This is a genomic window from Paenibacillus sp. MER 180 (genome assembly GCF_023713665.1).
GTDB lineage: Bacteria > Bacillota > Bacilli > Paenibacillales > Paenibacillaceae > Paenibacillus_B > Paenibacillus_B suaedae.
On the sequence record NZ_JAMAVT010000003.1, the window covers coordinates 160,776 to 182,417 of the forward strand.

General features: G+C 46.2%; 17 protein-coding genes. 16 read left to right on the top strand and 1 reads right to left on the bottom strand.

Translation table 11 applies throughout. The annotated features are described in order from the left end of the window. The first annotated feature begins 92 nt into the window (after positions 1-92). From pflA to metG, 13 genes are all read left to right on the top strand, one after another. On the top strand, positions 93-824 hold the full coding sequence (gene pflA, locus M3661_RS05690; protein ID WP_065291933.1) for a pyruvate formate-lyase-activating protein: 732 nt from the start codon (positions 93-95) through the stop codon (positions 822-824). Between the two features lie 469 nt (positions 825-1,293). Continuing rightward, the gene (locus tag M3661_RS05695; protein ID WP_251482913.1) at positions 1,294-2,934 is read left to right on the top strand and encodes a DUF4855 domain-containing protein; all 1,641 of its coding nucleotides are present in this window, start codon (positions 1,294-1,296) and stop codon (positions 2,932-2,934) included. A 301-nt stretch (positions 2,935-3,235) separates the two neighbouring features. After that, the gene (locus tag M3661_RS05700; protein WP_065291934.1) at positions 3,236-4,597 is read left to right on the top strand and encodes an ABC transporter substrate-binding protein; all 1,362 of its coding nucleotides are present in this window, start codon (positions 3,236-3,238) and stop codon (positions 4,595-4,597) included. 128 nt (positions 4,598-4,725) lie between these two features. Beyond that, complete coding sequence (locus M3661_RS05705) at positions 4,726-5,610, top strand: carbohydrate ABC transporter permease (RefSeq protein WP_021253020.1); 885 nt, start codon at positions 4,726-4,728, stop codon at positions 5,608-5,610. A gap of 2 nt (positions 5,611-5,612) precedes the next feature. Next, the gene (locus M3661_RS05710; protein ID WP_036590578.1) at positions 5,613-6,440 is read left to right on the top strand and encodes a carbohydrate ABC transporter permease; all 828 of its coding nucleotides are present in this window, start codon (positions 5,613-5,615) and stop codon (positions 6,438-6,440) included. 90 nt (positions 6,441-6,530) lie between these two features. Then, the gene (locus M3661_RS05715) at positions 6,531-8,459 is read left to right on the top strand and encodes a cache domain-containing sensor histidine kinase (protein ID WP_251482914.1); all 1,929 of its coding nucleotides are present in this window, start codon (positions 6,531-6,533) and stop codon (positions 8,457-8,459) included. Next, positions 8,456-10,057 (top strand): response regulator, encoded by a 1,602-nt coding sequence (locus M3661_RS05720; protein ID WP_251482916.1) that lies wholly within the window; start codon positions 8,456-8,458, stop codon positions 10,055-10,057. The genes M3661_RS05715 and M3661_RS05720 overlap by 4 nt, the downstream gene beginning before the upstream one ends. Positions 10,058-10,115: 58 nt before the next feature. Next, complete coding sequence (gene nagZ, locus M3661_RS05725) at positions 10,116-11,756, top strand: beta-N-acetylhexosaminidase (protein WP_251482918.1); 1,641 nt, start codon at positions 10,116-10,118, stop codon at positions 11,754-11,756. A 244-nt stretch (positions 11,757-12,000) separates the two neighbouring features. After that, on the top strand, positions 12,001-14,115 hold the full coding sequence (locus M3661_RS05730) for a stalk domain-containing protein (protein WP_251482920.1): 2,115 nt from the start codon (positions 12,001-12,003) through the stop codon (positions 14,113-14,115). 169 nt (positions 14,116-14,284) lie between these two features. Then, complete coding sequence (locus tag M3661_RS05735; RefSeq protein ID WP_142543075.1) at positions 14,285-14,749, top strand: Fur family transcriptional regulator; 465 nt, start codon at positions 14,285-14,287, stop codon at positions 14,747-14,749. 83 nt (positions 14,750-14,832) lie between these two features. After that, positions 14,833-15,057, top strand: a complete 225-nt coding sequence (gene yidD / locus M3661_RS05740) for a membrane protein insertion efficiency factor YidD (RefSeq protein ID WP_251483218.1) — start codon at positions 14,833-14,835, stop codon at positions 15,055-15,057. 93 nt (positions 15,058-15,150) lie between these two features. After that, on the top strand, positions 15,151-15,378 hold the full coding sequence (locus tag M3661_RS05745) for a hypothetical protein (protein WP_251482922.1): 228 nt from the start codon (positions 15,151-15,153) through the stop codon (positions 15,376-15,378). A gap of 149 nt (positions 15,379-15,527) precedes the next feature. Then, positions 15,528-17,540 (top strand): methionine--tRNA ligase, encoded by a 2,013-nt coding sequence (gene metG / locus M3661_RS05750; protein WP_251482925.1) that lies wholly within the window; start codon positions 15,528-15,530, stop codon positions 17,538-17,540. A 113-nt stretch (positions 17,541-17,653) separates the two neighbouring features. Here metG and M3661_RS05755 read toward each other — a convergent pair whose 3' ends face one another. Beyond that, complete coding sequence (locus tag M3661_RS05755) at positions 17,654-18,466, bottom strand: undecaprenyl-diphosphate phosphatase (RefSeq protein WP_251482927.1); 813 nt, start codon at positions 18,464-18,466, stop codon at positions 17,654-17,656. A 294-nt stretch (positions 18,467-18,760) separates the two neighbouring features. Here M3661_RS05755 and M3661_RS05760 point away from each other — a divergent pair, with 294 nt between their 5' ends. The 3 genes from M3661_RS05760 (at position 18,761) to M3661_RS05770 (ending at position 21,617) form a co-directional block, all read left to right on the top strand. Continuing rightward, entirely contained in the window at positions 18,761-19,744 is a 984-nt protein-coding gene (locus tag M3661_RS05760) for a metal ABC transporter solute-binding protein, Zn/Mn family (RefSeq protein WP_251482929.1), read from the top strand. A gap of 83 nt (positions 19,745-19,827) precedes the next feature. Beyond that, positions 19,828-20,574, top strand: coding sequence for a metal ABC transporter ATP-binding protein (locus M3661_RS05765; protein WP_251483220.1), 747 nt, complete (start codon positions 19,828-19,830; stop codon positions 20,572-20,574). Between the two features lie 236 nt (positions 20,575-20,810). After that, a complete protein-coding gene (locus tag M3661_RS05770; RefSeq protein ID WP_021253007.1) occupies positions 20,811-21,617 on the top strand; it encodes a metal ABC transporter permease in 807 nt (268 codons plus the stop codon). Positions 21,618-21,642 lie beyond the last annotated feature (25 nt).

Sequence of the window (21,642 nt, forward strand, 5' to 3'; positions counted from 1 at the left end):
CATGCCTAGTACCTCTCGGTCAATGGCTGGGAGGGAGCGCCCCTCTTGTCATGTAAGCAGGTTGTAATGGGCTGGAGAGGAAAGTGATAGAGATGATCGGACGTATTCACTCGTTAGAAACATTCGGTACCGTTGATGGACCTGGCATACGATTTATTTTATTCATGCAGGGGTGCGCGCTCAAATGCCAATATTGCCATAACCGCGATACATGGAGCTTAGGTGACGGCAAAGAAATGACACTTGAGGAAGTACTTGCTGAAATTGAACCATACTTGCCTTATTACCGCAGCTCTGGAGGCGGTTTGACCGTATCGGGCGGGGAGCCAACGCTGCAGGCTGCATTCGTTAGAGAGCTATTCCGTGAAGTGAAGCAGCGCTGGGATCTGCATACAACCCTGGATTCGAACGGTTTCAACGAAGTAGCGAAGCTCGAAGAATTGATGAATGTTACGGATCTAGTACTGCTGGATATTAAGCATATTAACAATGAGAAGCATATTGCACTTACAGGTGTGCCGAATGCACGTACGCTGGATACGGCGCGTTGGTTATCTGAGCATGGCAAGAAAATGTGGATTCGACACGTATTCGTACCGACGATTAACGACAATGAAGAGGACTTGCTTGAACTGGGTCGTTTTATCGGTACACTGCAAGGTGTTGAGAAATTCGAAATCCTGCCGTACCATCAAATGGGCGTATACAAGTGGGAACAGCTAGGTGAGAAGTATCCGCTTGAAGGGATTCCTTCCCCGACTGCAGAAGAGGTGGAGCGTGCTTATGCGCTTATTGAGAAGGGCCGCGGGCAGACGAGCGTATAGTGTATTTCATATCTATTTATATAGGAAGAGAGATGACTTGCCTAGCAGGGAAGAGGTCATCTCTTTTTTTGTTGCAATTGTTGAAAGAGTGTTCACTTAGAACGTGCATTCAATAGTATTGTGTGTAAAATGATCGAAAAGAACTATTTCTATAATGGAAGGAAAAAACTATAATGCGCTGTAAGGATAAAAAAAAGGAAATTTCCCTAATCTATAATGGAAGCGCTATCATATAAAATATTTTATCGCCAAACATATATGCTGTTGAAATGCATTCTATTGTCCTCATGACTAGTAGGTGAAGAGATGCTGTTAGCTACTGGTTCAACATAGAAAGGGCAACAGGCATCATGAGGGATCAACTTTCTTGGATGAATTTATGAATAGAGGAGGTATGATTGCAGCTTAATCATTAGATGATTCAGGGCCGTATTCTTCGAAAATGAACGAGTATAGGGGGATATTGATTATGAAGAAAAAGATGACAGCACTTGTCCTTAGCATGATGCTGGTATTGTTGTCAATCATTCCGAACATGCCGAATGCCCAAGCGGCACCACAACTCCGCAATCTTGCACCGAGTTCTACCTACACATGGTCGGAAGCGCCGGAATCGAATTATCCAGATCCGGGCAATAAACTGACTAATGGCGTTAAGGGCGCTGCGAATGTGACGGATCCAGCGTGGGTCGGGCACATTAAGAAGAAGGCGCGGGAAGTCACGTTTGACTTTGGTCAACGGAAATCGATTGCAAGTGTTAGGGCGCACTTCCTTCAAGATTGGCCGGCTTCAGCGATTTTGTTTCCATTGAGCGTATCTATATATGTGTCAGATGATAGTGTGAATTGGGGAATTGTCGGACACAAAGCAACGGAACGTGGCTGGATGAATGGCCCCCCGATTGATCAAACCTATGTATGGGATGGCAGCAAAGATGGGGTTTCAGGCGGAGGAGAAGGTGCTACGATGGCCTATGCACGCTACGTGAAGGTTGTGTTCTCGATGCATCCACGGGCATGGACATTTATAGATGAGATTGAAATTATGGGAACAGACGGTAAGGCTGACGGGGCAGTTGTTGTGAATATGAAGCCGTTCGAATTCCAGTACCCAGGTGTCGACACTGCTGCAATCCGTAATTTATCACTTGTCTACAATGGGTATTATCCTGACGTTCCTGCGTGGACAAAAGACAGCCTGATTCCGGAAATTGGTTACGTGAATCAAGCCGGACAGGTTCAGGATTGGTTCTTTGATGGTGTGTTAATGCTGGGTCTCCAATCTCCGGCGGGTCGTGATTTCGGAAAGGATTCACTCCTGACGGATTGGCAATGGTACCTGGATAAAACATTTGGCGCTCAAGGCGACTTGAAGCAGCTGAATGAAGCTACGAAGGAAGTAGGGCTGCAGCTTGGACAGCCGAATCACAAAACAAAGGTTGTCATGATGCTCCCAAATCCTGGAGAAAACACGACGAACTTCGGAGATATTGACGGCGACGGAATTACGGAGAACTTTAGTGAAGCCAGCGTAGGCATAGAGAAAGCTTTGGCGACACGCCAGAAGGCAGTCAGATGGTGGTTGCAAGAGGTACAAAACCGCTGGAATGCGAACAACTACTCCAACCTTGAGCTGGTTGGCATGTACTGGGTGGATGAAGAAGTTAGCTGGTCCAAGTCAGCCCCAGACTTCCTGCGGATGATGAACTCGGATGTTCATGCAAGAGGGCTGAAATCGTTCTGGATCCCTCATTCCTTGACCTATAAGAGTTTTATATGGAAGGACGCAGGCTTCGATGCAGCGACGTACCAGCCGAACTACTTTTTTGAAGATTTATCAATTGATCGTCTTGTAGATGGGATTCAAACGGCCAAACGATATGGCATGGGTGTTGAAGTCGAGTTCGACAATCGTATGCTAACGGATAATACGTTCCGGAGCCGATTCAATGAATATATGAACGCAGGCTATCAATATGGATTCGCAGGGAAAGGCTTTACTGCGTATTATAAAGGAAGCGGGCCGGTTCTGCGCGATGCAGCGAGCAGCACGAATCCGAGCGTACGTGAACTGTATGATAGGCTGTACAATTTCACAAGAGGGAATTAAATAGAGGATGCAAATGAAATAGCTCATATTCATTCACCTGCTCTACAAAAAATTGTATTGCGTGAGCTGAATTGGGAAGTTACTAGACAAGCAAATATGCTAGGTGTTTCATAAATTGGCGGTCAAATCCTCAAACCGAGGTTTTGATCGCTGTTTTATTTTATCCCTCATTCGTTAGAGGATTTTATCCCCCAATAGTAAAAATGTCGTCCTTACAGGAAGGACATTGTCGAATTATAATAAAAGCGTACCAAACAACAAGAAGATACTGGCAGACAAAAACATACGGGAGGGTCCTTACATGAAAAAAGGATTGGTAATGATTCTGACGCTTCTGTTCATCGCAACGACAGCGCTTACAGGATGCGGATCAAAGTCAGAGAGTGGTTCTGAGAAGCCAGCGAACCAAGCTGGTGAAGATAAAAAGGTTGAACCATTTGAGCTTACTCTTCGTCATACGCAGCTGGGTGATTCAAAGAAAAATCGCTTCGCTATCTTGCAAGATGTTGTAAAGAAGACAGAATCCGAAGTTCCAGGTCTAACAATTAAGCTTGACGGTGTTGACTCTGAGGTTAACCGCAAAGAGAAGCTTCGTGCAGAAATGGGAAGCGGATCTCCTCCAGATATCTTTGATGCCTTCGGTAACCCAGACGTGAAATTGTACGCGGAGAATGGACTTATACTTGATGTAGCTCCGATTCTGGATGAGCTTGGATTGAAGGACAAGTTCCAATCTCTTGCACAATGGACAGTAGAAGACAAGATCTACGGTTTACCAATCGGTGCTTCAATTGAAGGTTACTTCTATAACAAAGACTATTTCGCTGAAAAAGGAATTCAAATTCCTAAAACATTGGCTGAGCTTGAAGCAATCGCTGAAAAAGTAAAGGCTGACGGCAAAATTCCATTCGCAATTGGCTCCAAGGATGCTTGGGTGCCATTGATGACAACAAACACGTTGTGGTCCTACTACGGCGGTGCGGATATTACTTCCGGATTTGCGAAAGGAACAACGAAGTGGAACGATCCAAAAATGGTAGAAGCATTTGCGAAACACCAAGATTGGATCAAGAAAGGCTACTTCAAAAAAGGCGAGCTTGGTCTCGACTATGCAACACAACGCACACAGTTGGTTAATGGCGAAGCCATTATGATGTTCGACGGATCTTGGGCATCTTCCGTATTCGCTGATGCAACACAATCCGGTAAATTGCATAACAAGGCAGGCTTCTTTATGATGCCTCCGGCTAAAGAAGGCGACGGATACAGCGTAATGTTCGATTCGAACAATGGTTATGCATTCTCTTCCAAGATTGCTGAAGATCCACGCAAGATGGAAGCGGTGAAAGCGTTCATCAAGAACCTTTACAATGAAGACATGCAATTGCGCGGCTTGAAGGAAGATGGCGTTATCCCTACATTGAAGATTGACCAGGCGAAGCTGGATACAGCTGCCGAAGGCAATGATTTGCTTAAAGCGATTATGGCTCAAATGAAAGACGTGAAATTCACATGGCCTGCATTTGACGCACTCGTTCAAGCGGATGTGAATACTGCACTCGGTCAACAGCTCCAAAAAATGATTAGCGGCGAAGCTGAACCGCAAGCGGCTCTGGATGCCGTGCAAAAAGTACAAGAAGAAGCGAACGCAGCATCGAAATAAGATAAATAAAAAGCAAGCTTGACCACAAGGAGCACCACCTGTCCGTATCGGGGGGTGGTGCTCATTTATCATCCTGAGCAGCAGTCAACCAGTATGATTACGATGTGGGACGGACGGAGGGAAATCATATGAACAAAGCATTAAGAAACCCCTTAACATATGTGTTATTTTTGCTTCCTACGCTCGTTTTGTTCATCGCATTCTTTATATACCCGGTAATCAATGCGATTTACTACAGCTTTACGAGTTGGAACGGAATATCGAAGGACGTTACATTTATTGGCTTTGACAACTATCTCAATGTGATGAGTAAGCCAGACTTTTGGGAATCGGTGAAGAACAATGGATACTTTATTTTGTTCTCTTTGTTAGTCCAAGTCCCGTTAATCATTTTCTTCTCACTGCTCATCTCCAATGTCAAGCGTTTGAAAGGATTGTACAAGACAGCAGTATTCATGCCGTCTGTTATGTCCACGGCCGTCATCGGTATTTTGTGGGGCTTCATTTACGATCCGGACACAGGGCTTCTTAACAAGCTGTTAGGTTTGTTCGGTATCGATCCGCTTATGTGGCTGGCAGACAAGAAAACGGCAATGATTTCGATCTTGATTACGAACGCTTGGCAGTGGACCGGTTTCTACATTGTTATGGTGTTGGCTGCAATTCTAGCGATTCCGAAAGATCTTGACGAAGCAGCGATGATTGATGGCGCAACTGGCGTTCAACGTGCGATGCGCATTACGATTCCGCTCATTATGCCGATCATCTCCGTGGTTATTATGCTATCGATCGCAGGTGCAATGAAGGCGGCAGATATCGTCATCGTTATGACCAAGGGCGGCCCGGCAGGGGCAACCGATGTTATGGCAACTTATATGATCAAGCACTCGATTACAAGTTTCAAATATGGCTATGGGAACAGCATTGCAGTCCTTATCTTCGTGTTCACGCTCATCGTGACAGTGCTTTATCAAGTACTTATTGCGCGTAGAACGGAAAGGATTGAATACTAATGATGAAACAGCTGAAAAAGGGCACCCCTCATATTTTCCTTCTGTTGTATTTGGCGGTTATTCTATTCCCATTCCTGTTCGTCTTGTTCTCATCGGTGAAGACAGACAACGGAGCCATTGCAGCGAATCCATTCGGTTTGCCGACAGAATTTGCTTGGGATAACTATGTGAAAGCTTGGGTCAATGCCAAAATTAGCACATATTTCGTAAATAGCTTGTATATTTCACTTGCAGCATCCGTGTCTACGATTCTCATCGCGTCTCTAGCGTCCTTTGCGATTACACGTATGCGCTATAAGAAAATGAGTGCAGCAGTGTTCCAGTTCATTTTGCTAGGCTTGCTCATTCCGGGCAATGCATTGCTGCTTCCGATTTACGGCATCTTGAAGAACTTGAACATGCTCGATAAGCACTGGGCCCTATATGTTCCTTACACGGCAGGGGCAATACCATTTACAATAATTATCTTGGCGGCATTTATGCGAAGTCTCCCGTCTGAGATTGAGGAAGCAGCTGTAATTGACGGCTTGAAGGCACCAGGCATTTTCTTCAAAGTCATCTTGCCGTTGACGGTACCAGCGCTCGTGACTGTATTCATTGTCAACTTCCTCGGCAACTGGAATGAATTCTTGCTCGCAAACTTCTTTATCTCAACAGACAACTTGCGTACACTTCCGGTCGGTATGGTCGGCTTCCGTGATACGTATAACACGAACTACGCGCAGATGGCGGCTGGTATCGTATACAGTGTCGTACCTGTTATGGTCATCTACGCAATCCTGCAAGAGAAAATTATTGAGGGTCTCACAGCAGGCGGGGTTAAGGGCTAATCTTTTCATAGTTTCTGCATGAAATGTAAGCTCTTACGTGTTAATATATTCATAGATGACTAGAGAGAGAGTAAAGGGGTAATGTGCACAATGAATTTACGATTTAAGATGTTTAGTGGATTTATTTTGCTTATCATTATCCCTTTGCTTTTACTTGGAACGATTACATTTGTGATTACATTTAATTTGCTAGAGAAGAAATATAGTGAGCAAGCGCAATTCTCGATGCGGGCCATGAGCCACAGCATCGGCTACATATTCGATGAAATCAATAAAGTATCCGACACAGGCATTGCGAATAACGTCTTCCAGAAGGCGTTGGTATCGCCTAATCCCTACGAACACGATATGGTAAGCTCAAGCGTCGTCAGATATGACGATAATGGAAAGCTTTACTTTGTGGATGAACAGGGGCGGCCAGCCGGGAAGCAAGTTGATGATACGCTAAAAGGCACGGACTATATCCGGATGAACGAACGCCAGCAGAATTTCCGCAAGCTGCTGTTCAACCATCCTGCGATTAGTTATGCCTTTTTGTACAATTTCAGCCCATATGCACAAAGAGAAGGGATTATCCCAATATTTTCCAAAGACAACTTCAAGGAAATGCCTTTTCATGAATTCAAAAAGCATCCTGTGTTTAAGAAAGTCATGGACTTGAACGGGGTTCCGTTATGGGTCGGGCCAAATGAATATCCAGAACTGACTGGCTCTGAGCAGGTCTTTACCCAGATTCGAGTTGTAAAGGATCTATCGACGATGAGGCCAATTGGAATATCGATCATCCAGATTAAGAACTGGGATCTCGACACGTTCTTTAACAAGTTTTATACGGCTGATCAGATGGAGAATACGAAGTTCTTTATCGTCAATCGCGATGGGCAGATTCTATACGACAACTCGAAGCAGCTTGCTGGCCATATGATCGCTGATTATGCTTCGAAGCCGATCAAGTTCGAAAATACTTATGTAAGCTACAAGGACAAATTTGGGGAACGCGAAAGTGTGATCACGTACCACCCCATGAGTGATTACGGCTGGTATTTGATCTCCGTGCGCGACTGGAGCTCTCTCTCGAAGGAGATGGTCGTATTTCTGAAATGGGTATCTACCATCCTATTCCTCTGCATCCTTGGAGCGCTGCTGTTCAACCTGTTGTTTACGAACCGAATAACGCGCAACATTACGCGCATCGTTCGATTTATGCGCAGGGTTGAGCATGGTGATCTGAACGCCCGTGTTGATGAAGAGGGCAGAGATGAGCTACGTATGCTCTCGCATGGATTCAATAGTCTCATGGATCGGGTGTCTGGACTTATTGATCAAGTGAAGAATGAGCAGCAGCAGAAGAATAAGGCGGAAATGAGAGTGCTGGAAGCTCAAATTAAACCGCACTTTTTATTTAATACACTTGAATCGATTAATGTTCTGGCAATTCAAAATGAAGGGCGCAAGGTTAGCCAGATGGTTTATCGCCTAGGCAATATTTTACGCATTAGCATTCAGGATAAAGAGGAAATTACGCTTCGCGAAGAACTTGAATATTTGAAGAGCTATCTTGAAATTCAAAAGTTCCGATTCGAAGAGCTGTTCAACTTCGAAATTGACGTACCGGAACACATCATGCACTGCAAGGTGATGAAGCTGACTCTGCAGCCGCTTGTCGAGAACTCAATCCAACACGGATTTGATGGAATTGAGCACACAGGATGGATTCGCATTACCGCATTTGAGGATGAAGATCGCATTCTCATTCGGGTAGAGGATAATGGGATGGGCATGTCGAATGAACAATTAAGAAAGTTCCAATATATGCTCTCCGATGAGCAAAAATCGGTTCTGCCGCAGGAAGAAGAGTCGTACAATACGGAACGTAGGGGACTCGGAGTCCGCAGTGTAGCAGATCGCTTGCGCATTCGATATGGTCCTGGTTATGGATTGTTCATCTGTTCCGCTTCACAGATGGGAACGATGATTCAGTGTGTGATACCGAAATACGAACAGGGTGATACGTTATGAGTGTGAAGGCATTGCTCATTGATGATGAGGTACCGATTTTGAACAACTTGAAGCTGGTCATCCCGTGGGATGAGCTGAATGTTGAATTGGTAGGCACAGCTCGCAATGGTGTGGAAGGGCTGGAAATGGTGCGGCAGCACGAGCCAGACATCATTTTGTGTGATATTCGTATGCCCGTTATGGACGGTATGGACTTTCTGCGAGAAATTCGTAAAATGGGTTGTGAAGCCGAGGTTATGATGCTGACGGGCTATCAGGAATTCGAGTATGCTCGCATCGCAATGCAGCATGGTGTTCGTGATTATGTACTGAAGCCGATTAACTACGATGAGCTGGAATTGACCGTGAAGAAGCTTGCTGATCTTGTACGCACCCGTCAACTGGAGAAGAAGCTGTCGGAAAGGCGCTGGGGGCGCATGATTAGTCTCGCTTATGAGAAGATGATGTTCGATGTTCTTATGGGATTCTCCACTGGCGCACTTGCGGCCTTCATGGTCGATGAAGAGCAGCCGATTGACAAGCTGGCTTACTCGCTGCTGCTCGTTGACTTGGATGGCTATGCGCAGCAAAGCGCCTCTTGGAGTGACAATGAGCGCAAGCTGTGGAATTTCGCAGTTCGCAACGTGCTGCAGGATGCTATAGTGGATGATTGGAATAAATATGCCGTATTGCAAATGCGTGAAGGGGAGTGGTGCGTACTTCTTCAATGCTATCGTGACCAGCATGAGGTTACTTCGGTCGATATGGCGCGCTGGGCACAGGAAATTCAGCAGGCGGTTCGAGGCCATGTGAAGATGACCGTAAGCCTTGCATGGGATAATGGTCCGATCCCTCTCATGAGCTTGGCACATACGTACAAACGCCTGCAGCGTACTCTTATTTTGCATACCGATGATGAACAGCTCGTATCTGTCGATGAAGGCTCAGTAGCAAGACAGGCGGCCTCTGTCTCACAGTGGCAGTTAGTCGAAGATATCGTGGCGGGGATGAAGCAGAATGATCGCTCTAAGGTCGATGACGGAATGCATGCCTTGCAATCCAGCCTGATGTATATGTCTGAGCAGTCCATTGTACGCGCGGAAACGTTCCTTCATTATGTCATCATTCACTTGATTCGTGAGATGAGAGAGTGGGAACTAGTTACACCGCAAGAAGAAGAGGCGGTGTGGAATAAGCTTCAGCATATGATGGGCGTCAAGGACTTAATGTGTGCGATTATGGAGTTGGTCGATCATACGAAGGAACACGCGATGAACAAGAAGTCGAGCGAGCTCCTAATGATATCGGCCAAGGATTATATTCACCGCAATTTAGGCTCAGATATCGGCGTCGAGGAAATGGCTGATTACTTAGGAATCAGCTGCAGTTATTTCAGTTTGTTGTTTAAGAATCATTTCGGGGAAACGTTTGTTGAATACGTGACGCGTCAGCGAATGGAGCTGGCGATGTCATTGCTCCGCACAACAGACAAGAGCATTACACAGATTGGTGCGCTTGTTGGATATTCAGAAAGACGATACTTCTCCAAGGTCTTCCAGAAGTACACAGGCAAGAAGCCGACGGAATATCGCGAGGATGCCGTTCAGACGGGAAAATGATAACGCTTAAATGAATCACATCAAGAATTCACGATATGAAGAGGATGGGATGAGTGAGATGAGTAAACTTCAACTGACGCTTGAGCAAAAAATTGGCCAAATGGTGATGTGTGGATTCGCAACGACAGAGGTAAACGATAATATCCGTTCCTTGATTAAGGAGCACCACGTTGGAGGCATTATTTATTTCAAGCGCAACGTGGTTAGCAAAGAGCAAGTAAGTGCGTTATCTCATCATTTGCAAGAGATTTCCGGTGAACAGACGAATATTCCGCTCTTCATTAGTATTGACCAAGAAGGCGGTATGGTAGCACGGATCGATTGGGAGGATATTACGCTAATCCCGGGCAATATGACAATTGGAGCCACGCGCAGTGCTGAGCATGCTTATGAGGCTGCACGTATTTGCGGAGAAGAGATGCTCCGTCTTGGCATTAACATGAACTTCGCACCGAGCTTGGATGTGAACAACAATTCGGAGAATCCTGTAATCGGGGTTCGTTCATACAGTGAACGTCCTGATCTGGTAGCTGAACTTGGAACTGCACAAATTCGCGGCCTGCAAGAGGCAAATGTGGCTGCAACGGCGAAGCATTTCCCAGGACATGGCGACACGGCTGTCGACTCTCATCACGGCCTTGCTGCTGTACCGCATGATGAGGAACGTTTGGTTGCAGTTGAGCTTGCTCCATTTGCTCGTGCGATTCAAGAGGGTGTTGATTGCATTATGACGGCGCATGTCATTTTCCCTGCATTTGAGCCGGATTCCATCCCAGCTACGTTGTCCCATAATGTGCTTACGAAGCTGCTCCGCCACCGCATGGGCTATGATGGCTTGATCGTAACAGATTGCTTGGAAATGCATGCAATTTCGAAGGAAGTTGGTGTGGCTGAGGGTGCGGTGCGCGCAGTTGAAGCCGGTGCTGATATTTTGCTAGTCAGCCATACGTATGAAGAGCAAGTTGCATCGATTCAAGCGCTGTGCGAGGCTGTTCGTACCGGTCGCATCGCTGAATCGCGCATCGACGAATCCATCGATCGTATCATTACCTTGAAAAATAAGCGTCATATGGGCGAAGAGACAGAAGTTCCAGAGGATTTCGCTTCTTATTTCGCTACGCCTGAATCTAAGGCATTGGTTGATCGTATGTTCGAGGACAGTACGACGCTTGTTAAGGATGAGGCTGGTGCACTGCCGCTTGATCGCAGCGCGAAGACGCTTGTGATCTGGCCTCAAGTGCGGACTCGTTCAGAGGTCGATGATCTTATCGTACAGGAATATACGTTGGCATCTGCACTGCAACCACATATGAACGATGTGGAGCTGCTCCGGATTAACAATGATCCAGACTCCGTTGAAGTGGAAGAAATTTTGGCAAGCACAGAAGGATATAGTCAGATTGTGATCCTGACTTACAATCCAGTATCGAAGCTGCATCAAGGACAGGTTGATGTGGTGAATGCATTGTTAGCACGCAGCAATACACGCGTCATTGTTGCATCGACTCGCAATCCATATGATCTGAATCAATTCCCTGATGCACCTACGTACTTGTGCTGCTATGAGAACCGCCCTGCTGCAATGAAAGCTCTGGGGAATGTGCTGCTCGGCCTGCAGGAGCCGAAGGGCAAACTGCCGGTTACGATTTCGGAGCAATACCCATTTGGGCACAGTGCTTCTTACGCGAAACAGCAATAGAACTCATCTCGAGACCTGTACCGATCGATCGGTGCAGGTCTTTTTTTTGGATATGAAGAAAATGTAAAATCACAATGATTTCAGAAAATGAAATGTAAATATTGACTTTCATTTAATATTCCTTAAAAAAAGAATGAAAAAATAGAAACTTTTTACCCAGGAATGCGTCTATAACTATGTTCAATCTACACATTGTATTAACATTTCGAAATATAAACGATGGATGAGGAGTAGGACATTTACTATGAAATCTTGGAAAAAGCTTTTCGTTGCCTGTGTAGCCGCAGTGCAATTGTTCACAGTAGTACCTGTGTTCGCTGCAGAGGGGACGACGAATACTGAGGTAAGTGGTACAGTCGAAACGGATAAGTCTTCAAATACTGCGGAAGACAGCAGCAATCAGGAAGAGAACCAACTGGATAAGAAGCAAGACAACAAGCAAGTTTCACAGGCACGTGTTCAATCCGTTCTACCTGGGGAATATGACAAGAATGTTGTTGTCCTAATTGCAGACAGCAATAAGATCTATCAAGATGGGATTGAATACACATCTCCACAGCCGATTACGGTCAAGAAGGGCGTTTCCTATATCGCAATTCGTTCACTGATAGATCGCTTTGGATTCAAGCTGGACTTTGATAACAAGACGAAGGAAACGATCATCAAGAACGGTGACAAAGAACTTCGTTACAAAATGGGAAGTGCAGACTATCGGGTAAACGGTGTCTCTACAAAAATGAAGGGCGCTTCTTATATTTCAAATAGCGTATTCATGGTTCCAGTTACATCCGCGATGGATGCAATGGCAATTCCATATAAGTGGGAACAAGCATCGAAGCGCATCATCATTCAGCTTAGCGCTAAGCCAATTGCGAAGTTTAAAGTTGATCAGAAAGACATTATTGCAGGAGAGACTCGTGTTACATTCACAGATCAATCCACGCATCCACGTGGCCGTCAGATTGTTGAAGTAGATTGGGACGGGAATCAAGAAATCTATGACGAGCCAGGCACATATACGATTACACTGCGCGTACGTGATGAGGATGGGGAGTGGAGTGATCCGTATTCCCAGACAATTACGGTTACAAGACCGCATACACCGCCAGTAGCAAGCTTCCGTACGGATAAAACGACATATAAAATGGGTGAACCGATTAAATATGACGATTTGAGTACGGATGAAGAAGATACGGAATTGAAACGCGAGTGGGTGAACAAACAACCGGCATTCTTCGAGCCGGGTGAGAAGACAATTACGCTGAAAGTGAAGAACAAGTACGGCCTTACGGCTGAAGTAAGCCAAACGATCTCCGTAACGGATGAAGTGCTGTACACGTTCGATGATTTTAACAAATTGTTCACACCACAAGGGGATAAATATCAAGTAGACGCTGGGTCTATTCTTGGTTATAAGGAAATCAAACCAAAAGTGACAGAAGAACGCCGTGCATTGTACCGCGCGAACAGTCCAGAAGAAGTATTGAAAGATGGAATCCTATATCAAGATCGTGTTGCAGGCGGAGCGCGGATTTTTGCTCACCATTTGAATTCGACCAATTATAATATGAAGTTTTACATTTTGGTCACGAACGTATCCGATGATCCGGCTACCTTGACGGTGCAGCACCAAGGCTTTGCAGGGCCTAGTCCCAGTCCGCAAGATACGGGGATGAAGGCGACAATTCGTTATTTCCAATCATTTGAGGATGGCAAAACAACGGAAACAAAGTTGAAGCCGAATGAAACGAAAATTGTAGTACCGGAATTGAGTAATCCTACATTCAAGCCGAGAGATGTGTTTACGTTATATTCGGATTTCTACGGAGATAGTACGCTTGAATATACGATCGTAGCGCTGGATGCGAAGAAGGATGTATTAAAAGAATTCGAGAATTTGCCTCAGCTGCCGATTGACGGGAAGCATATCCGCGGAACATTTGAAAATGCCGATCGGGTGTTCACGGTGGACGAAACAGTTGGTACCAAGGAAGAACGCCTGTTAATCGCAGATAACAATAGCGATAAGTACATTACCGGATCCGACATGATGACGTTTGAAGATCGTCTAAATGCGGGCAATTATGGAGTGTTGTATCGTATCCACTTGAACAAGGTCGCGCCTAACACACTTATCGCCTTCAATTCGCGCGCAGGATCATATACTGGTGCCATATTAGTAAATGGTAAGGCGGTAAATACGCCGAATCAGGGATTGCTAAAAGGTTCGAATGAAGCAAGTGTCGTCTATCGTACAGGAGATTATGAAGAAAAGGTTGAGATTTTATTCTCTCCTGCAGCAGGCAGCAGCTTGCCGGTCAATTTCATATTCATGCCACTTCCGAAGGCGAAGTCTTAATTCATAGCACTGATCTTTTATTATAAATTGAATCATTTTTTTGAGAAGGACTGTCTCCGATTTTTGTAGAATAGGGGCAGTCCTTTTTCTATACTTCGGGTTTGACTTTACCGCTAGTAATAGCGCATTATAGTAGTGACGGGTTCCACATCATAGAGGAGGGACTTCGATGCTGAAGACAGAACAAATTATAGAGAAAATGGCTGATTCAGGGATGAGAATTACGGATCAGCGTCGAACCTTGGCGAAGCTGTTCGCTGACACGAATGGATATTTAACACCTAAGGATGTATACGAATTTATGGGGAAGCGCTATTCCGGCTTGAGCTTCGACACGGTATACCGCAATTTGCGAATCATGTTCGATCTAGGCGTTCTTGAGCAGGTAGTGTTCGAGGATGGAGTCAAGTTCCGCGTAACTTGTGCAGATGGGCATCATCACCATCACATGATATGTTTGCAGTGTGAGAAGACGTATCCGATCCATTTCTGCCCGATGTCGCAGACCGATGTACCTGATCAATTTCAGGTCGTTCAACATAAATTCGAAGTGTTTGGATACTGCTCTACATGTACAGATAAGGATAATTCAACTTCTATACCTAACCATAATACAGGTGGAACCGGGATATGACGGAGGAAGAAGGCAAGCGATGCAGTTCCTCAAGTGAGGACACACCTGAGCATGAAGATGACCAACGTCAAATTCGACGAAGTCTGGGAACAAGGGTGGCACAGGCACCAGTTCGAGCCTACCGCAAATGGATATCACCGCTCAAACCGCCTACGTGCCGCTTCTATCCGACATGTTCCACTTATGCGATGGAAGCATTGGAAGTCCATGGGCCTGTGAAGGGCACATGGCTGACGATGAAGCGAATCGCCAAGTGCCATCCATTTCACCCTGGAGGAATAGACAAGGTTCCTCCGAAGCGTCCTTGACAGAGGGACAGTTCCTGATTTATATTTGAGGGTAGTTGTTGGATGCACATAATTGGAAATCGATATCTCCGAGGAACGGATAAGTAAGCAGAGATGCCATTTCAGAGAGCCGGTATTGCTGGGAACCGGTATGGACGCTCTTCCGAACATGGTCCGGGAGGAACTGATGGTGAGCGAGTGATTGAGCTGCGAGAAGCAGGCTCTACCGTAAGCTGTTGGCGCATCATTCCCGTTAACGAATGCTTGATCGGCTACATACCGGTCACAATGAAGCCGCCTGTCGATATGTATGCAGGTGGGAAATTGGGTGGTACCACGTGAGATACAGCTCTCGTCCCAAATTGGGCGGGGGCTTTTTCTGTTTATTGAAGCTTTTGTCGAAGCTTTGATTGAAACTCTAGTGAAGTGCAAGAAAGACAACATCGGATTTGCTGCATGAAGAGGCATATGCTGAGGAGGATGAACGAACAATGAGTCAACAACGCAACACATTTTACATCACAACGCCGATCTACTATCCAAGCGACAAGCTGCATATCGGTCATGCGTACACAACTGTAGCAGGGGACGCAATGGCACGCTATAAGCGTTTGCGCGGTTTTGATGTTCGCTACTTGACGGGTACAGACGAGCATGGTCAGAAGATCGAACGCAAGGCGAAGGACGCAGGGGTAACTCCACAGCAGTTCGTTGACAACATTGTAAGTGGGATTAAGGAACTGTGGAACAAGCTGGATATCACTTATGATGACTTTATTCGCACAACTGAAGAGCGTCATAAGAATGTGGTTCAGACGATTTTCGACCGCTTGGTTCAGCAAGGAGACATTTACAAGGGGACGTATGAAGGCTGGTATTGTACACCGTGCGAATCGTTCTTCACAGAACGCCAGCTCGAGAATGGCAACTGCCCGGATTGCGGCCGTTCTGTGGAACTGGTTAAGGAAGAGAGTTACTTCTTCCGCATGAGCAAATATGCGGATCGACTGTTGGAATTCTATGAAGCGAACCCAGAGTTCATTCAGCCAGAATCCCGTAAAAATGAAATGATTAACAACTTCATTAAACCAGGCTTGGAAGACCTCGCCGTTTCCCGTACGTCCTTCGATTGGGGCGTGAAGGTGAAGAACGATCCGAAGCATGTTGTTTATGTATGGATTGATGCACTGTCCAACTACATTTCCGCTCTAGGATATGGATCGGACAATGATGAATTGTACAAGAAGTACTGGCCAGCGGATGTTCATTTGGTCGGGAAAGAGATCATTCGTTTCCATACGATTTACTGGCCGATTATGCTGATGGCGCTTGATCTTCCGCTTCCGAAGAAAGTGTTCGGACACGGCTGGCTGCTGATGAAGGACGGCAAAATGTCGAAGTCCAAAGGCAATGTTGTCGATCCTGTTATGCTGATTGATCGTTACGGATTGGACGCGCTTCGTTACTACTTGCTGCGCGAGGTGCCGTTCGGATCAGATGGTACGTTTACGCCGGAAGGCTTCGTAGAGCGCATTAACTTCGATTTGGCGAACGATCTTGGCAACCTGTTGAACCGCACCGTTGCAATGATCGAGAAATACTTCGACGGCGAGATTCCTGCATATGCAGGCCAAGTTACGGCATTCGATGGTGAAATTGCAGCCTTCGCTGCGCAGACAGTGGATAAAGTGGAAGCAGCTATGGAAGATATGGAATTCTCCGTAGCTCTGACTGCCATTTGGCAGTTCATCAGCCGTACGAACAAATACATTGATGAGACACAGCCTTGGGCACTTGCGAAGGATGAATCCAAGCGTGCAGAATTGGCTTCTGTTATGGCTCATTTGGCAGAGAGCCTGCGTATTTCCTCCATTCTGCTGCAGCCGTTCTTGACACAAGCCCCAGCGAAGGTGTGGGCTCAGCTTGGTATTGAAGCGGGAACGATTACGTCTTGGGAATCTGTTCGCACATTCGGAGCCATTCCGAACGGAACCAAGGTCGTGAAGGGTGACCCGATCTTCCCTCGTCTGGAAGTAGCAGAAGAGGTGCAAATCATCGCTGAAGCAATGAACGGAGGCAAGAAGGCAGAGCCAGCAGCTGAAGAAGCACCTGCCCAAGCTAAAGCAGACAACAGTGCTGCTGCGGCTGAGACAGGGTCGGCGAAGCCGGAGGATGCCAAAGAAGAAATCGCAATTGATGATTTTGCGAAGGTAGAGCTGCGCGTTGCACAAGTCACACATTGTGAACCTGTTCCTAAAGCAGATAAGCTGTTGCGATTGGAATTGGATATGGGCTATGAACAGCGTCAGGTTGTATCTGGAATCGCTCAATATTACAAGCCAGAAGAGCTTATTGGACGCAAGGTAATCTGTGTAGCGAATCTGAAGCCAGTGAAGCTGCGGGGTGTCTTGTCCCAAGGTATGATTTTGGCTGCTTCGAAGGACGGTCAATTGACGGTTGCTACAGTTCCAGACAGCATGCCGAATGGTGCAATTGTGAAGTAACAGAGGTTTGAACGAAATAAATAGGTGGCAGGCATACGTGGATGATTAGGGTATGAATTGCCATAGAAAAAGGCCGAGATCTAACGATCCCGGCCTTTATTTGTCGAACGTTATTAATTGACGAAGAATAGGACGAACAGTCCAGCAAATACACAATAGAGCGAGAACCATTTCAGATTGCCGCGTGCCATAATGCCCATGAACCATTTCAGAGCGAAGTAGGATGCAGCGAAGGAGCATACAAAGGCAAGCAAGTATGGAATCATCATTTGCCCCAGTGTCGGGTCTTTGATCATATCCTTCCCTTCAAGAATCATACTTCCAAGGCTGACGGGAATGTACAGGAAGAAGGAGAAGCGAAGGGCTGTTTCCTGCTTCCATCCCAATGCCATCGCAGCAACGATTGTTGAGCCGGAACGGCTAATGCCGGGAATGAGTGCGACCGCTTGCGCCAGACCAACGATAAACGTCTCACCGAAGGACAGATCCTTGTCCCCCTTGCGGCCGCGCAAGTTGCGTATCAGCCAGAGAGCTAATGCGGTCACGAGCAGCGTTGCGCCGATAATCTTAACACCTTTGAACACATCTGCAATCGTATCCTTAAACACGACTCCAATAATCCCTGCTGGAATCGTAGCGAGAATTAAATAAATAACGAACATGAAGTCGTCTTTCGCATCCTGAGCGCGTGTAAACAGGAAGCGGAACGTATTTACGGTAAGCCGTACGATATCTTTACGATAAATGAGCAAAATAGCTAGCAAGGAGGCAAAGTTGACGAGCACCTCAAAGCCGAGGCCTTCGATATGTAATCCGAATAATCGCTCAGCAATAACCAAATGCCCGCTTGACGATACCGGTATTGGTTCAGTGAAACCCTGCACCAATCCAAGCACGGCATATTTCAGCCATTCGATCCAATCCAAATCATTCACTCCTTAATTTATTCTTTTCGATATAGTTTTGAGCCTAACGGTAGGAATAGGCACTCTATCATATTAGTATCGTCTATCAATGATGTCAAAGAGTAACATGATAGAGAGTGCCTTACAATTTTGTCACATCTGCTTCCAATGAGTATGCAGGCAGGAAATTGGAATGGCAGAAAAGTTAGGATTGACAAGGGAGAGAAGCCTTTTTATAATCTTAATAGTAATCATTACGAATTACAGAAAATTAACATGCGTAACTACATAATTTGCGCAGAAGGAGTTATTCATATGAAGCTGAGAAGTAAATATAGAAGATTGCGTCATTCCTTGTTGACCCTGTGCTGCTTCGCATTGGTGTTGGCAGGATGTACACAAGGTTCTCAATCCGGTATTGTAGAAGGGAAACTTAATGTTGTTACGAGCTTTTATCCGATTGCATTTTTAACAGAACAAATTGGCGGCGAACATGTAAATACCATCAATCTCATTCCAACTGGGATTGAGCCACACGATTGGACACCAAAAAGCCGTGACCTGCATAATGCATCGAATGCCCAGCTGTTGCTCGTCAATGGTGCAGGCTTCGAAACATGGCTGGACGATTTTTTGAAAGGCTTGGATTCCTCGTCTAATGTGAAGACACTTGAGGTAAGCAAGGGCATTCCTCTCATTGAGGCAGATGGAAGCGAGCACGAGCATCACGAAGGAGAAGGCGATGCTTCCGAACATGAGCATGAACACGAACATGGCAGCACAGATCCGCACACGTGGGTAAGTCCAAAATCAGCCTTGACGATGGCAAGCAATGTTAAGGATGCACTCGTTCAAGCCGATGGTGCGCATAAGGGTGAATATGAAGCAAATTATAAGCAGCTAAAGTCGAAGATTGAATCCGTAGATAAGTTATATACGGAGAAGCTAAGCTCGCTGAAGCAGCGTGAGATAGTGGTATCCCATCATGCATTTGGATACTTGTGCCGGGATTATGGATTGACGCAGCATGCAATTATGGGCATTACGCCTGATGCTGAACCAAGAGCGCAAGATTTGGTGAAGCTCTCGAAGCTGGTGAAGGAGAAGGGGTTGAAGTACGTATTCTTTGAGGAGCTTGTATCGGATCAATTAGCGAATACATTGGCTGGTGAAGCGGGTGTGAGCACACTTGTATTGAACCCGCTTGAAGGCTTAACGAAGCAGCAAGCAGATCAAGGGGACAATTACGTAACGCTCATGGAACGCAATTTGCAAAATCTCCTTGTCGCGCTACAATAAATGAGGAACGGATCAATGTCCGTTACCGAGAGTTGCACGGCTGGACGGTTCGTGCAAGGAAGAGAGAGGGCACAATGAGCACAATGATGAATATGACGGACACCTGCCATAACCAGGTGATTTCAATAGAGGATGTTGGCTTTAGCTATGAAGGACAGACGGTTCTGCGCGATGTCAACTTCACCGTATATGAGCGGGATTTTGTAGGTGTTATCGGCACGAATGGCGCTGGCAAGACGACGCTCCTGCGACTGATGGTCGGTTTGCTGAAGCCGACCTCAGGGCAAATTAAGCTGTTCGGAACGCCGATCAATCGGTTCAAGGAATGGGATCGGATTGGGTATGTGCCGCAGAAGAATTCCTTTAATCCATTATTTCCAGCGACTGTGATGGAGGTCGTACAATCCGGCATGTACAATCGCCGGCGAATGTTCCGGCGGCTGAAGCAAGAGGAAATCAACCAATGCCGCGATGCGATGCGTGTGATGCGGGTTGAGGACTTGGCGGATAAGCGCATCGGGCAGTTATCGGGCGGGCAGCAGCAGCGTGTATTTCTAGCGCGAGCGATGGTGAATAAGCCTGAACTGCTCATATTGGATGAGCCGACAGTTGGGATCGATACGGAAACGCAAAAGGATTTCTTCAATCTGCTGCAGCATCTGCATGAACATCACCATATGACCTTCATTATGGTTTCTCATGATATGGATCTAGTGAATTCATGGCTGGGCTGTGATCCGAAGGGGACATGCGGCAAGCTGAACTTCTACGTGAAGCATTCGCACAATGTGCAATGTTCAGAGCCGGATCTATCGCACGGTATACTCTAAGAGGTTGTTCAAAAAGTCCGCTTTTGATCACGAAGTAAATCATGAAGTGGACTCAACATCGAAAGTTGAATTCAGCCGGGCCTTCCGGTGCTCATGTACCCAAAACGTACACTCCGCTCCTCAGGCCCTAGCTTCATCCAACTTTCTCGGTGCTGAAAACCGACCTTTTTGAACACGCACTATAAGGAAGACTGCTCCTTGCTCTGCATGGAATTGAATTAAAGGGGACGTTGTCATTGCTGGACATCATACAATCTGATTTTTTTATACGCGCATTGATCGGGGGATTATTAATTGGCGCCATAGGCCCGCTTATGGGAATGTTTCTTGTGCTGCGTCGGTTGTCCATGATTGGGGATACCCTCGCGCATGTGACAATCGCTGGGGTAGCACTTGGGTTTCTGCTCGGCGTGTATCCGCTGGCCATGGGGCTTGTATTCGCGCTTGTGGGTGCGATTGCGATTGAGAAGCTTCGCAAAGCTTACAAAACGTACGCTGAGCTCTCCATTGCTGTCATCATGTCAGGCGGTGTTGCGCTGGCATCGCTCTTTTTTACGCTAGGAATGAACTTTAGCGCGAATGTGAACAATTATTTGTTCGGAAGTATTTATACTCTGAATGGCACTGACTTGATCGTAGTTGGGGTTGTAACCCTTATCGTTGTCGTATTTCTGCTCCTCTTCTTCAAGGAAATGTTTTTGCTTACCTTTGATGAAGATGCAGCTGCGGTAAATGGCCTTCCGGTACGAATGCTTAATATTGCCGTCACGGTGCTGACCGCGCTCGTAATTAGTGCAGCTATCAAAATTGTAGGCGCACTTCTCGTCTCGGCCTTATTAACGATTCCAGTAGCCATTAGTCTGTTTGTAGCCAAGGGATTCAAGCAGTCAGTTATCGTATCAGTGCTTGTAGCCGAAGCTGCTGTCGTTGGCGGGCTGCTGACCGCAGGGATTTGGAATTTGGCGCCAGGGGCTACGATTGTCCTATTGCTCATTGCCGTGTTAATATTGACATTGATAGCAAGAAGAGGAATTCGGGTGTGATACAGCGCCCATCTTCTTCCTGTTA

Excerpts from the sequence above, each read along its gene's own strand:
- pflA (WP_065291933.1), top strand. The coding sequence starts at position 93 with ATGATCGGACGTATTCACTCGTTAGAAACATTCGGTACCGTTGATGGA.
- M3661_RS05695 (WP_251482913.1), top strand. The coding sequence starts at position 1,294 with ATGAAGAAAAAGATGACAGCACTTGTCCTTAGCATGATGCTGGTATTG.
- M3661_RS05700 (WP_065291934.1), top strand. The coding sequence starts at position 3,236 with ATGAAAAAAGGATTGGTAATGATTCTGACGCTTCTGTTCATCGCAACG.
- M3661_RS05705 (WP_021253020.1), top strand. The coding sequence starts at position 4,726 with ATGAACAAAGCATTAAGAAACCCCTTAACATATGTGTTATTTTTGCTT.
- M3661_RS05710 (WP_036590578.1), top strand. The coding sequence starts at position 5,613 with ATGAAACAGCTGAAAAAGGGCACCCCTCATATTTTCCTTCTGTTGTAT.
- M3661_RS05715 (WP_251482914.1), top strand. The coding sequence starts at position 6,531 with ATGAATTTACGATTTAAGATGTTTAGTGGATTTATTTTGCTTATCATT.
- M3661_RS05720 (WP_251482916.1), top strand. The coding sequence starts at position 8,456 with ATGAGTGTGAAGGCATTGCTCATTGATGATGAGGTACCGATTTTGAAC.
- nagZ (WP_251482918.1), top strand. The coding sequence starts at position 10,116 with ATGAGTAAACTTCAACTGACGCTTGAGCAAAAAATTGGCCAAATGGTG.
- M3661_RS05730 (WP_251482920.1), top strand. The coding sequence starts at position 12,001 with ATGAAATCTTGGAAAAAGCTTTTCGTTGCCTGTGTAGCCGCAGTGCAA.
- M3661_RS05735 (WP_142543075.1), top strand. The coding sequence starts at position 14,285 with ATGCTGAAGACAGAACAAATTATAGAGAAAATGGCTGATTCAGGGATG.
- M3661_RS05745 (WP_251482922.1), top strand. The coding sequence starts at position 15,151 with ATGCCATTTCAGAGAGCCGGTATTGCTGGGAACCGGTATGGACGCTCT.
- metG (WP_251482925.1), top strand. The coding sequence starts at position 15,528 with ATGAGTCAACAACGCAACACATTTTACATCACAACGCCGATCTACTAT.
- M3661_RS05760 (WP_251482929.1), top strand. The coding sequence starts at position 18,761 with ATGAAGCTGAGAAGTAAATATAGAAGATTGCGTCATTCCTTGTTGACC.
- M3661_RS05765 (WP_251483220.1), top strand. The coding sequence starts at position 19,828 with ATGATGAATATGACGGACACCTGCCATAACCAGGTGATTTCAATAGAG.